General features: G+C 44.1%; 12 protein-coding genes. 9 read left to right on the top strand and 3 right to left on the bottom strand.

The window, feature by feature from the left end:
- Positions 1–537: 537 nt before the first annotated feature.
- Entirely contained in the window at positions 538–693 is a 156-nt protein-coding gene (locus ACQW03_RS00750) for a hypothetical protein (protein WP_023988309.1), read from the top strand.
- A gap of 173 nt (positions 694–866) precedes the next feature.
- The gene (locus tag ACQW03_RS00745) at positions 867–1,376 is read left to right on the top strand and encodes a hypothetical protein (protein WP_441947836.1); all 510 of its coding nucleotides are present in this window, start codon (positions 867–869) and stop codon (positions 1,374–1,376) included.
- 143 nt (positions 1,377–1,519) lie between these two features.
- On the opposite strand, the gene ACQW03_RS00740 is transcribed toward ACQW03_RS00745, so the two are convergent.
- Positions 1,520–2,146, bottom strand: coding sequence for an FMN-dependent NADH-azoreductase (locus tag ACQW03_RS00740; protein ID WP_071640643.1), 627 nt, complete (start codon positions 2,144–2,146; stop codon positions 1,520–1,522).
- 240 nt (positions 2,147–2,386) lie between these two features.
- On the opposite strand from ACQW03_RS00740, the gene murI reads away from it, so the two are divergent.
- The 6 genes from murI (at position 2,387) to ACQW03_RS00710 (ending at position 7,911) form a co-directional block, all read left to right on the top strand.
- A complete protein-coding gene (murI, locus tag ACQW03_RS00735; RefSeq protein ID WP_076294167.1) occupies positions 2,387–3,241 on the top strand; it encodes a glutamate racemase in 855 nt (284 codons plus the stop codon).
- Positions 3,242–3,331: 90 nt separating this feature from the next.
- The gene (locus ACQW03_RS00730; protein WP_441947833.1) at positions 3,332–4,180 is read left to right on the top strand and encodes an aminoglycoside phosphotransferase family protein; all 849 of its coding nucleotides are present in this window, start codon (positions 3,332–3,334) and stop codon (positions 4,178–4,180) included.
- A 14-nt stretch (positions 4,181–4,194) separates the two neighbouring features.
- Positions 4,195–4,617, top strand: coding sequence for a metallothiol transferase FosB (gene fosB, locus ACQW03_RS00725; protein ID WP_071644290.1), 423 nt, complete (start codon positions 4,195–4,197; stop codon positions 4,615–4,617).
- 71 nt (positions 4,618–4,688) lie between these two features.
- Positions 4,689–6,083 carry an MATE family efflux transporter gene (locus tag ACQW03_RS00720; protein WP_076294165.1) on the top strand — a complete coding sequence of 465 codons (1,395 nt, stop codon included), beginning with the start codon at positions 4,689–4,691 and terminating at the stop codon, positions 6,081–6,083.
- A gap of 202 nt (positions 6,084–6,285) precedes the next feature.
- On the top strand, positions 6,286–7,266 hold the full coding sequence (locus ACQW03_RS00715) for a S8 family peptidase (protein ID WP_071640649.1): 981 nt from the start codon (positions 6,286–6,288) through the stop codon (positions 7,264–7,266).
- Between the two features lie 156 nt (positions 7,267–7,422).
- Positions 7,423–7,911, top strand: a complete 489-nt coding sequence (locus ACQW03_RS00710) for a tetratricopeptide repeat protein (protein WP_071640651.1) — start codon at positions 7,423–7,425, stop codon at positions 7,909–7,911.
- Between the two features lie 156 nt (positions 7,912–8,067).
- Here ACQW03_RS00710 and budA read toward each other — a convergent pair whose 3' ends face one another.
- Together budA and alsS are read right to left on the bottom strand one after the other, a co-directional pair.
- Entirely contained in the window at positions 8,068–8,814 is a 747-nt protein-coding gene (budA, locus tag ACQW03_RS00705; protein ID WP_071640653.1) for an acetolactate decarboxylase, read from the bottom strand.
- Between the two features lie 162 nt (positions 8,815–8,976).
- Positions 8,977–10,674 (bottom strand): acetolactate synthase AlsS, encoded by a 1,698-nt coding sequence (gene alsS / locus ACQW03_RS00700; RefSeq protein WP_179085946.1) that lies wholly within the window; start codon positions 10,672–10,674, stop codon positions 8,977–8,979.
- A gap of 613 nt (positions 10,675–11,287) precedes the next feature.
- On the opposite strand from alsS, the gene uxaC reads away from it, so the two are divergent.
- A complete protein-coding gene (uxaC, locus tag ACQW03_RS00695; protein WP_076294160.1) occupies positions 11,288–12,712 on the top strand; it encodes a glucuronate isomerase in 1,425 nt (474 codons plus the stop codon).
- The last annotated feature ends 21 nt before the right edge of the window (positions 12,713–12,733 follow it).

Raw genomic sequence — 12,733 nt, 5'->3', positions numbered from 1 at the left:
CCAAGCATAGAAAATTTTTTAGTGAAAACGGCTCGTAGGATAACCTACAGCCGTTTTTATGTTAGGGCTTAGTCATTTCGAAAGAGGTCACTACCTACAAAAATAATATAAAATTTTATGGTTACAAATAAGATGCGAATAATCTCGGCAGGAAAAGGGTACATATGTTATAAGCGGGACAAGAATCTCTCAAGCACTCCGATAATGCAAATCTAGGACAAGCATTGTGAGTTCCATATAAGGGTTAGAGGCTTTAAATAAAAGTATTATATTTGGCCTAAGTATCAGTTTAGGTTGTTGGCTTTTTTAGAGGCAAACTCATGAAAAATGAGAATGGTAGAGATAAGCTGAGTAACGAAGCGGGCAGATGGATTTCGGAGAAGCGATAGCGTTCGCCTTTGGAACTTGATTTTAACCATTAAAATATATTCAAAAAATCAAGCTCCAACAGCGATCGTAGAAACCATCTGATCGCGAAGTGAGACACACAATTCGACAGCCTTGGATTGCTCATATTTTACAGGAGGAGGAAACGAAATGAAAATTATCATTACGCAAAAGGAAGCCGTTGACAAAGGAATATGGACAGAGATCATGGGGATGTTTGCTGTAACCAAAGAGGACGAAGTATGGCAAAATGAAGAGTTTATTCTCACCGAAGAACAGGCACGTCAGGTCGGATTATTAAGATAGCAAAGAAAAATAGGACATGTTATCAAGTTTTAAGACCAAGTCTTAAAAAATCGTAACTTCTTTTTTATGTATCTGATACACTTTTTAACCGTGCAACGTTTATGATAAGTACACAAGGGTAATGAAGCTTACAGACACCGTGTACATACCCAAACGGCAAGGAGAGATCAGACATGATGAAACTAGCTTCGAAATGGACCGTATTGGCTTTAATGATGATGCTGATTACGACGGCAGGGGCAACAGCGCAAGGCTACACGCCTGTAGCAGCTGCTGAAAATCAGGAGACCGTATATATAAACCAAATGGAGATTCGTGACGGACAAATTTATTTGTCGGCAGACCCGATTGAATGGTATGAAGGCGCGGCAGCTGACAAAGCATTATTGGAACATGAAGGAAATACAGGATTGGATGGAGCTCCAGACGGCTACTACATCGTAAACAATTCCGTGCAAAATGACGTGTATCAGGTTGCGCCAGATGCTTCGGTAGAGGTGCAGATTTATGATCACACGGGTAACATAGAAGATACAGACGTGCAATGGAACGAATCGATTCCTCTGGCACAGTTTGAGAAAGATTTTGCTAAAAAGGACGTTCTGGACCTCAGTCAATATCCATACCATATTACGCTTCGTGAGGGTAAAGTTGTAAAAATCGTGCAGCAATTCATTCCTTAAAATAGAAGTAATCTCATTTCACAAACACGTGCTCTCACTTGATTATAGATCAGGGGAGCACGTGTTTTTTATACTTTATAACAAAAAAGAGGATATCCAGCCCATATAGGGCGCGGATATCCTCTTCTCTTCATAATATATGATTAGAACGATTTTGCTGTGTCTACTGCACGTTGTACAGCAGAAGCAACGATTTCTTGTGCTTGATCTGGAGCTTGGTTATGTCCTTCCAGAACAACTTTCACGATATCCTTTACTCCGAAGAAGGATAAGATGTTGTTCATGTAGTTCAAAGACATTTCAGCTGCAGCAGCTGGTCCTTCGGAATAAACGCCGCCTCTTGCATTCAACAGGGCTACTTTAGTTTCAGTTACGAGACCAACTGGACCTTCAGCAGTGTATTTGAATGTTTTACCAGCTTGGTTCAGGTAGTCAATGTACGTATGCAGTACAGCTGGAATCGTCATGTTCCAGAGCGGGAAAGCAAATACGACTTTGTCTGCTGCCAGGAATTGATCCAGGTAGCCATTAGCGACGTTTGCCAGGCGAGCTTCTTCTGCGTTCAGCTCCATGCCTCTAGCGGATTTGAACGTTCCGTTGATCATGTTAGCGTTCAAATAAGGAAGCTCGACGGAGAACAGGTCCAGCTCAGTGATTTCATCAGTTGGGTGGGAAGACTTGTAGCTTTCTACGAAGGCGTTATACAATTTAACTGTTGCAGATTCTTCAGCTGTACGATCATTAGCTTTGACAAATAATACTTTAGACATGATTTATTTCCCCCTAAGTAAGTTGAATAAGTAAGTTAAGTTAGTAAGTTACCACGTAATATTACAATATAAAGATAATATCTGTCAACACTTTTATATTAAATTTACTTTGAAAAGCTACTTTATTTTTTACACTGTAAATTTTACGTGTTTCTTTTGCAAAATATCAGTTTTGCGGTAAAATTTAAATGTAAAGTTTAATGCAGAGAATGGTTTGAGTAGGCTAAGAAGAAAATGAACATGGTGCCAGCAAGATATGGCACAATAGTTGAACGAAAAAAGGTGAGTAGCTTGAAGATAGGTTTTTTTGATTCAGGATTGGGTGGAATTACAGTATTGTCCGAGGCACTAAGACGTTTGCCAAACGAAAATTTTGTATACATGGCGGATACCCTTCATGTGCCTTACGGGACGAAAACTCCCCAAGAGGTGCTTGGTTATGTCAAGGCTTCAGTACAAACGATTCTAAAAGAAGATGTTAAGGCATTGGTAATTGCCTGCAATACGGCTACAAGTATCGCGGTTGCGGAGCTAAGGAAGGAATATCCTATTCCGATTATCGGGATGGAGCCAGCTGTGAAGCCAGCGGTCGAGATGAACCGAGCCAATGGTAAAAGAGTTCTGGTGTTAGCCACACCATTGACGTTGAAACAATCCTGTTATGCAGCGCTGGTATCCAGGGTTGACGATCATGGGAGCGTGGACTCACTACCTCTGCCGGAGCTAGTACATTATTGCGAACAGTTGAATTTTGACCGGGCAGAAATGTCCGAATATTTTAACCGTGAGCTGTCTTCGTTCAATCTGGACATATATGGTACGGTGGTATTGGGATGTACTCATTATCCTTTTTATAAGGAGATTCTAAGGGAACTACTGCCTTCTCATATTCAGTTAATTGACGGGAGCCAGGGAACAGTCAGACGGTTGAAACAGGTGTTGTCTGAGCGTAATTTGCTGGAACCTTCGCCAAAATCCGGTCCATCGCAGGAGGGACATATTACATTTCTATGTTCTAGTCAGGATGAGGCCTATGTGCATAAGATGGAGCGGGCGCTTGAAATCTATGCGGAGCATGAAAAGATTTATTTTTAAAAGAAGAGCGGCTGGCGAACGTGTGGGAGCTAAATGAAATATCCAAATCGCCAGCTGCATTGTCGATCAAACGCATGGAGGAGGCGTAAGATGGATGTTCAACTGATCCTGAATGAGCTTCACGAAACGGGCGTGCTTGAAAGCCATATGCGAAATCTCAAACCGTTGATCGGCGGAACTTCGAGCAAAGTGGTTGTTGTCATGGACGGAACTAAGCCGCGATACGTGATTAAGCAAAATGATCCCGCTGTCGTAGAAGCCGAGGCAGAGTTCTTACATACCTATGTACAGATTGAGAAGCTATCACGTTTGGTTTATGTAGATCCGTTGCACCGTTATTTGGTGTACACGTTCAGGTCGGGGCTCACACAGTATCATGGACGAAACAAAAGCGATTTGTTGCTTCGTCTGGCGACGGAGGTGATCTCGCACTATAAGCCTTTTGGTGAGGAACGTCATTATGGTTATCCGGACCACCCGTTTGTGGAATGGAGAGATTTTCTGCTGCACAGAACGAAGGAATCTGAAAAGATCATACAAGGCGTTTTACCCCGAGAGAATCATCGGTTCGTTCATACCCTTGTGGCTGGATTGCCACAACGTAATATTAAATATTTGCTTCATGGTGACTGTGGAGTACATAATTTTGTGTTTACCGAAAACGGCACATTGACGGGCATTATTGACCCTGATCCAGTGGTGGGAGAACCTCTGTATGATCTAATATACGCCTTTTGTTCTTCACCGGATAGGCTGACCGTCGATACTATTTTGCCTGCCTTAGAGAAGCTTGGGCCGGAGATGACAGGGGAATACGAGCTGAACAGGGAAGTGTTACTGGGATTATACTTTCGTATAGCTACCTGCATTCGCCATCATCCTAAAGATCTCGATAAATATACAGAAGCGTGGCCTTATTGGCTGAACAGTGTTCGCTGAAAGGAACAGGGAATATGAGCATACAAGGATGGAATCATATTTGCTTTTCGGTGTCAGATTTAGAGGAATCAATACATTTTTATCAGAATGTACTAGATGGAAAACTGCTCGTTAAAGGACGTAAGTTGGCTTACCTGGACTGCTTGGGAATGTGGCTGGCCCTCAATGTGGAGGAGGATATCCCAAGAAATGAAATTCATCAATCCTATACGCATATTGCATTTTCGGTAGCGGAAGCGGATTTTGAGAGCATGCTTAACAAGCTGAGAACTTTTAATGTCACCATTTTGCCCGGAAGAGAGCGGAATGAACAGGACAAAAGGTCGGTCTATTTTACAGATCCAGACGGACATAAGTTTGAATTCCACACAGGACAATTGCAGGATCGCCTGCAATATTATAAAAATGAAAAAAAGCATATGACTTTTTATGATTGAGTAAGTGTTATCGATATTGAAGTGTAGGTATTAAGTAATAGTTGGGTCGCATTTAGGAGGAATACGGAAGGATGTCACTGTCTCAGGAAAACGGTTCCAAGCAAGCACAAGCCGTTAAAACGATGACGGTTTTTGCAATCACTTGGCCGATCTTTATAGAGATGTTGTTTCACATTTTGATGGGTAGCGTGGATACGTTCATGCTAAGCCATGTTTCTGATGAGGTTGTATCGGCTGTAGGTGTATCAAGACAGTTGATTGAATTTACGATTATACTTTTCAATCTGCTTGGTCTTGGTGTAGGTGTGATTATTGCTCAGCTATTGGGGGCGCAAAAGCATGTGGATGCTAGCCGTGTTACGGCTTCGGCACTAACCTTTAATCTGGTGTTTGGTCTGGCGCTGAGTTTGATGTTTATTGTGAGCCGGGATTTTTTACTATCCTTTTACCATATTACCCCGACGATTAAGGAAAATGCAGAGGTTTATATGATGCTGGCAGGGGGTTCGCTGTTTCTGGAAGCGCTCATGCTAACCGCAGGTCCGGTTATTCGATCGCATGGTTTTACTAAAGATACGATGATCGTGGGCATTGGTATGAATATATTGCACATCGTGGGAAATGCGTTGCTCATTTATGGCTGGTTTGGTCTGCCGCAGATGGGAGTGGCGGGAGCAGCGATTTCAACGGTTATTAGTCGTGCTGTAGCATGTGTCTGGATTTTTCTACTGCTGTACAAGCGTGTAAGTGCGCCGATTCGCATCCGGTATTATGTACAGCTTCAGTGGAGTAAGCTGGTAGCCATCCTGAAGATTGGTATTCCTGCCGGGCTGGAATGGTTGTCTTATCAGCTTAGCCAAATGATGGTGACCCGGTTTGTCAGCTTTATGGGTACAACGGCGATCGCAACCCATTTTTATACGAATACAATTGTGTACTTTTTTATGGTATTTGGAATGGCTGTAGGCGAGGGGACGGAAATTATTGTTGCCCGCCTGATTGGAGCAGGAGACAAGGAAAAGGCCTATCATCAACTTTTACGGAGCCTGAAATGGTCTTTGGTCATTACAATTGCTGTGATCGTGGTAGTATCCTTTTTCCGGTATGAAGTGATGGCGATCTTTACAGATGAGCCGGCAATCATTCAATTAGGGGCAGCGATTTTGCTCTTCTGTATATTGCTGGAGCCGGGCCGTGTGTTTAATCATGTTGTCATTAACTCCTTGCGAGCAGCGGGAGATGTTCAGTTCCCGTTAATGATGGCCATTATTTCAATGTGGGGGATTAAAATCCCGTTAGCATATGTGCTGGGCATTCATATGGGATATGGTGTGCTGGGTGTGTGGATTGCACATGCCTGCGATGAGTGGGTACGAGGCATTTTCCACTATTTACGCTGGAAGGGGCGGAAATGGCAGCACAAATCGCTGTTATCTAAGGCTGAACTTCAGGCGGAATCAGCCTAAGGCTGAAAGAGATTTCACAACAGACATTCTCCAAGCGAATTGGAGGATGTCTGTTTTTTTTACAAAAATAAGCAAAATGGGGATGTTCAAACTTTTCAAAAATTGCTAGAATATAGTAACCTCGAATGTATTAGAGGTTTTCAAAGTTTCAAAGTTTCAAAGACGGATGGTTTCCGATTGAATCCATGAAGGAGGGAATAGGATGGAACGTAAAGTGCATATCATTCCTTACCAAGTGATCAAGCAGGAGCAACAAGTGAATGAAATACCGCGAGGTGTAGAGCTGATTCAGGCTCCTGCGGTATGGAACCAGACTCGAGGCCGAGGTGTGAAGGTGGCGGTGCTGGACACGGGCTGTGATTCGGACCATCCAGATTTGAAGGCGCGCATTATTGGCGGCCGGAATTTTACGGATGATGATCAAGGTGATCCGGAAATTTTCAAGGATTACAACGGTCATGGTACGCATGTAGCAGGAACCATTGCGGCAGCAGAAAATGCGGAGGGTGTCGTGGGTGTTGCTCCAGAGGCAGACCTGCTCATCATCAAAGTGCTAAACAAGCAGGGCTCCGGTCAATATGACTGGATTATTCAAGGCATCTATTATGCAATTGAGCAAAAGGCAGATATTATATCGATGTCACTTGGCGGTCCTGAGGATGTACCAGAGCTTCATGAAGCAGTAAAAAAGGCTGTAGCTAGCCAAATCTTAGTCATCTGTGCAGCTGGAAATGAGGGAGACGGTGACGATAGAACGGACGAGCTCGGCTACCCCGGCTGCTATAATGAAGTGATTAGCGTAGGTGCTATCAATTTTGACAGGCACGCCTCAGAATTTAGTAATTCTAATAATGAGGTGGATTTGGTTGCACCGGGAGAAGATATTTTGTCCACTGTTCCGGGCGGCAAATATGCGACCTTTAGCGGAACTTCGATGGCTACTCCACACGTAGCAGGTGCATTGGCGTTGATTAAGCAGCTGGCGAATGCGAGCTTTGAGCGTGATCTCACCGAAGCGGAATTATACGCACAACTCATCAAACGCACGATTCCACTCGGCAATTCTCCTAAGCTGGAGGGCAACGGTCTACTGTACTTGACGGCAGTGGAGGAGCTTTCTCGTATTTTCGACGCGCAGCGTGTAGCGGGAATACTAACTGTAGGATCATTGAAGGTTAAATAAACCGTAACTTCAACTTCGGATATATAGTGGCTCTCCTAAAGGGAGGGTCGTTTTTTTTTGGATTTCAAATCTTAGGAAAAACTCCATTTACATTGCATTCAAATGTCGGGTAACATATGTCTCAAAGATAGGCATGAGTCAGAAGTGGAGGAGAATATGAACGATATCATGGCGCAAGCTGACGAGCTTAGACGAACAGGGCAAGCAGAGAAAGCACGTAAGCTTCTTTTAAAGGCATTAGAACAGCAGCAAAATGATGCAGAATTGTGGTATCAGACAGCTTGGACCCATGATTCATTGGGCTTAGAGCGGGAAGCGGTTGCCTATTATGAAAAAAGCCTGGGTATGGCGTTATCTGCAGAATCAAGGAAAGGAGCTATCCTGGGATTAAGCAGTACATATCGTGTATTGGGCGTTTACGCCAAGGCGAAAGCGTGGTTGGACACAGGAATGAACGAATTTCCGGATTACAGACCGTTTCGGGTATTTTACGCGATGGTGTTATATAATCTGGGGGAATACGGGAAGGCCATGCAGGAGTTGCTAATGGAGGTGGCTGAAACGACCTCGGATTTATCTACACAGGAGTACTCACGTGCCATTCAATATTATGCAGATAAACTGGATCAGATCGAGGATAGGTGAACCGGAGTGAGAGCATAAGTAGTAACTAACGTGTATATACGCTCGTACATAAAAAGATCACAGTCAGAGAGTACTAATTCTCTTCTCTGACTGTGATCTTTTGCTGTTTATTATTTAGCTATGGGGTCCGTAACTTGATGAGTTAAATAACTGCGATTACTGCGCACCTTCAGTAACGGCGATTTCCTTCTCCAGGTTTTCTCTGGACAGGTTAGCCTTCAAGTAATCCGGGGTATCGGGCAGGACCAGGTGCAGATTGGATTTTTGACAAATGCGGATGGTGCACTTTTCGACGATAAAATCAAAGACATGCCCGCCTCCGGTGCGTTCATCGTTAATAAAATGCAGATGAAATCCAGCTACCCCAATACCTTGAGCATAGGCAGGTGTCCAAAAACCTGTAATCACGCCGGAAGCCTCATTAAAAGTGAAGGTAGGCTGTGACTTGGTCGCTTCGATAAACGGTCTGTATGGTTTAACTTGGTGAGGCACGGTCCGTGTCTTTACTTCACGAAAAGTACCATCCATACGGAAGGCATAGAACAGATTACGGCTTGGAAACAACGTTAACAGCAGAGCCTCCAGCTCTTCACGATGCATGGGACGGTCAATAGTATATGTGAAATCTTCATGAAAAAAGGTGACGGTGGAAAATGGAGTAGTTTCTTCTGGTTTTACGCGATGGGCCGTACCGTCTGGAAGCAAGTGATAAAATTCACCATCGAACGCGATCATCTCGCCATTGAGTTGATCAAAGGTACCGAGTCCGAAATCCCCGTGCTTTTGCAGTTCCTCGAACGCAACGACTCCGTCATAAAGACCATCTAATAAAGCAAGCATGGTGGACGTTTGGTAAATATCATGATCAGTTTCTTGCTTGGTTTCCAATTGTGCAACGGTCATGGCAATACACTTCCTTTTGTAATTGTATGCATTTATTTTCTTTCTTTTTCAATAATAAACGTAAAATTTCAGTAAATAACATGAATAACTCAAAAAAATCATAAAAAAAACGTTATACTCCATAATTGTCATAAAGCCGTCACGAGTGAGGCATGGTTAAGGTTAGTTTAATTGGTTAGGCAGCAGTTTACGTCCCAATTGGATGTTATCCTGATAATCAATCGGAATATCGACAACCACAGGACCATCGGTATGAAGTGCCTGCTGCAATACACTTTCTAGTTCTTCAGGAGAGTGCACGCGTAATCCAGTGGCCCCGAAGCTTTCAGCATATTTCACTACATCAACATCTCCAAATTTTACACCAGATGTTCTTCCGTATTTAATCTGTTGTTGAAAAGCGACCATGTCATAGGAACCATCTCTCCATACGATATGCACCAACGGTGAGTTAAGACGTACGGCGGTTTCGAGCTCCATTGATGAAAAAAGAAATCCTCCGTCTCCGGAAATAGAAACGACTTTTTGACCGGGGTTGACGAGTGTAGCAGCAATCCCCCAAGGAAGTGCTACGCCTAACGTCTGCATCCCGTTGCTGAATAGAAGGCGACGCGGCTCATACGAACGGAAATATCGTGCCATCCAAATGTAGTGTGAGCCGACATCACAAGTGACTGTGACGTTATCGTCAATCAGGCTGCGCAGTGTGCGAATGAATTGTAATGGATGAATCAGATAGTCATGCTTGTGTACAGGAACAGCTGCTTGCTCGTTTAGATCATGGTGAAGACGTTTTAATTGGTTGCAGGAGGTTCTAGATAGCTTTAAGGTAGGCAATTCTTCTGCAAGGCTACTCACAATCAGGGATATATTCCCGATAAGCTCGTAATCAGGTTGATAATCATGATCAATATCTGCTTGATGATCATCCAGGTGAATGAGGGTTCGGTTTGCAGGAATGTTCCAGTTTTTTGGATCATATTCAATAGGATCATAGCCAATTGTCAGTACCAGATCTGCCGCTCCAAGAAGCATGTCACCGGGCTGATTGTGGAACAGACCGACTCTTCCAAAATAGTGGCTTTCCAGCTCCCGGGAAATGGCTCCAGCGGCCTGAAAAGTTTCAACTACAGGCAAATCCGTGTTTCGAATCAGTGCACGGATGGCTGCTGTGGCTTCGGGCGTGCTGGCTTTCATGCCGAGGAGAAGTACGGGCAGCTTGGCTTTTTTGATTTGGTCTGCGACTTGTTTGATGAGCCCGGCTGGTGCGATTCCAAGCTGGGGAAGGGAAATTTTCTCAATGGCTGTTACTTCAGATGACGAAGTCAACACGTCCTGCGGCAGACTGACAAAGGTGGCTCCAGGCTGGGCTGAGGTCGCAATCCGAAATGCGTTAGTAATAGCTTCCGGTACACTATCAGGATGTTCTACTTCTACACTGTATTTGGTAATAGGCTCGAATAGTCCGGCGTTATCCATGGATTGATGCGTGCGTTTCAGGCGTGCGGATCTTGGGACTGCACCTGCAAGAGCGACGACAGGATCACTCTCAGCATTCGCGGTGACAAGTCCTGTCGCCAAATTGGATGCGCCGGGGCCAGAGGTGACAAGACATACGCCCGGCTTTCCAGTTAATCGACCGACTGCAGCGGCCATAAAGGCAGCATTTTGTTCATGACGGCATATGATTAATTCTGGACCCCGATCTTGAAGAACATCAAAAACAGAATCGATCTTGGCACCTGGAATGCCAAAAATATGCGTCACCCCTTGCTTGATTAAACAATCGACAACAAGGTCTGCTCCTCTAGTATCGGTCTTTGCTTGGACAGCTTGAACTTTGGTACTCAATGCTACCACCTCTTCTTCTCATCTTTGAAATAAACTAATGAAATACTTTCAATGTAAAACAATGGATGTATATGACAATTATAATACAATAACTGGTATTTTCAAGAAGGAAATTTTCTGAAAAAGATTGAAAATATATAAAGCGTTTTCAAAGTTTGATTCTTCGGGGAAAATAAAAAGTGCGGAGATTTGGAATGGGTTGCTATTGCAATGGCAGATATTCTCGGCGGATATAAAGGAAAAGGCACCTATCACAATCGAGTCTTTTGAAAATTCCTTTTTTGGTGTTGGATGGTGCAGGACATAGACGAAATGCAAACAGATCTGCCCCAAAGAGTGGAAGGTCGGTTTTTTTGTCCTCTCACATGATAAAAATCACTTTCCTCTACAAAGGATAGCGGTTACAATGTAATTGTTGTTAACGTAAACATTAAATTTAAGGTGAAGTAATCCAGCTTGAAATGATGTACAGGTTTCGTATTATAGCTATATTATCTTATGCAATCACGAGGCCTGCTATGTGGTGGAGAATGTTATTGTTGAAAAACAAGTAGAGTACGAATATTTTTGTTAACGTTAACAATTTATTAGGAAACACGATTATAGAAGGGATGAGAGAGTAATGACTAAAGCGTTTTTAGACGAAAACTTTTTGTTGAGCAATCCAACGGCTGAAATCTTGTACCATCAGTACGCCAAGGATATGCCGATTATCGATTATCATTGTCATTTAAGTCCACAAGAAATTTATGAAAATAAAGCGTTCAAGAATATTACGGAAGCTTGGTTGTACGGAGATCATTACAAGTGGAGACTTATGCGGGCCAATGGGGTTGAGGAACGCCTGATTACGGGGGATGGTCAAGATTATGACAAGTTTTTGGCTTGGGCCAAAACCGTACCTACACTAATCGGCAACCCGCTGTACCACTGGACGCATTTGGAGCTTCAACGATTTTTTGGTGTCTATGAGCTGCTGAATGAACAGAACGCACCAGTGATCTGGGAAAAGGTAAACCAAAAGCTGCAGGGAAAGGGCTTTGGCGCACGTGATCTGATTGTGAACTCGAAGGTAACTGTGGTGTGCACCACGGATGATCCGACAGACCATCTCGAATACCACAAACAAATCAGCAAGCTGACCGATTTCCCAGTGGCAGTGCTGCCAAGCTTCCGCCCCGACAAAGCTTTGGAAATTAATCGTGAAACTTTCAAGCCTTGGGTGGCTCGGTTGGGTGAAGTCAGCGGACTGGATGTCTCTGGCTTGGAAGGATTTTTGAATGCGCTGGCGAGCCGGGTGCGCCATTTCCATGCTGCCGGAGGCCGGGTATCTGATCATGCGCTGGATACTGTAGTCTATGAAGAAACGACACTGGAGGAAGCGGCAGCCATATTCAGCAAGGCGCTGGAGGAAGGCCATGTGACTCCTTTAGAGGAGGCGAAATACAAATCATACGTTCTGGTTTTCCTTGGCAAACAGTATGCAGAACATGGCTGGGCTATGCAATATCACATTCACGCGCTGCGTAACAACAACACGGCTATGTTCCGTCATTTGGGACCGGATACAGGCTATGATGCTGTAAATGATGGCTCTATCGCTCGTCCATTGGCGGCATTGCTGGACGCACAGGAGCTGGCAGGAGGATTACCGAGAACCATTTTGTATTCGCTTAATTCGGTTGATTATCCAGTACTGGCAAGTCTCGCGGGTTGCTTCCAATCCGGTGGAACTGTAGGGAAAATCCAGTTTGGCACGGCATGGTGGTATAACGACCATATCGAAGGCATGCAGGAGCAGATGAAGTTGCTGGCTAACTATGGGGTGCTGTCCCGCTTTATTGGTATGCTGACGGATTCCCGCAGCTTCCTTTCCTACACGCGCCATGAATATTTCCGCCGTATACTCTGTGACTTAATTGGGACGTGGGTTCAGGAAGGTAAGGCGCCTGAGGATCTGGAACTGCTCGGAGCAATGGTACAAAACATTTGCTACAATAACGCTGAGCAATATTTTAATTTCCCAACGGTTGTTCATAGTAAGTGAAGCTACTGCCTAAGGTGAGAA

Origin of the sequence: Paenibacillus sp. DRB1-1 (assembly GCF_052119485.1) — a bacterium.
Classification (GTDB): Bacteria; Bacillota; Bacilli; order Paenibacillales; family Paenibacillaceae; genus Paenibacillus; species Paenibacillus polymyxa_B.
The sequence above is the reverse complement of the archived record's forward strand: the minus strand, read 5'-3'. Positions and strand labels throughout refer to the sequence as shown.

Excerpts from the sequence above, each read along its gene's own strand:
- ACQW03_RS00750 (WP_023988309.1), top strand. The coding sequence starts at position 538 with ATGAAAATTATCATTACGCAAAAGGAAGCCGTTGACAAAGGAATATGG.
- ACQW03_RS00745 (WP_441947836.1), top strand. The coding sequence starts at position 867 with ATGATGAAACTAGCTTCGAAATGGACCGTATTGGCTTTAATGATGATG.
- ACQW03_RS00740 (WP_071640643.1), bottom strand. The coding sequence starts at position 2,146 with ATGTCTAAAGTATTATTTGTCAAAGCTAATGATCGTACAGCTGAAGAA.
- murI (WP_076294167.1), top strand. The coding sequence starts at position 2,387 with ATGGTGCCAGCAAGATATGGCACAATAGTTGAACGAAAAAAGGTGAGT.
- ACQW03_RS00730 (WP_441947833.1), top strand. The coding sequence starts at position 3,332 with ATGGATGTTCAACTGATCCTGAATGAGCTTCACGAAACGGGCGTGCTT.
- fosB (WP_071644290.1), top strand. The coding sequence starts at position 4,195 with ATGAGCATACAAGGATGGAATCATATTTGCTTTTCGGTGTCAGATTTA.
- ACQW03_RS00720 (WP_076294165.1), top strand. The coding sequence starts at position 4,689 with ATGTCACTGTCTCAGGAAAACGGTTCCAAGCAAGCACAAGCCGTTAAA.
- ACQW03_RS00715 (WP_071640649.1), top strand. The coding sequence starts at position 6,286 with ATGGAACGTAAAGTGCATATCATTCCTTACCAAGTGATCAAGCAGGAG.
- ACQW03_RS00710 (WP_071640651.1), top strand. The coding sequence starts at position 7,423 with ATGAACGATATCATGGCGCAAGCTGACGAGCTTAGACGAACAGGGCAA.
- budA (WP_071640653.1), bottom strand. The coding sequence starts at position 8,814 with ATGACCGTTGCACAATTGGAAACCAAGCAAGAAACTGATCATGATATT.
- uxaC (WP_076294160.1), top strand. The coding sequence starts at position 11,288 with ATGACTAAAGCGTTTTTAGACGAAAACTTTTTGTTGAGCAATCCAACG.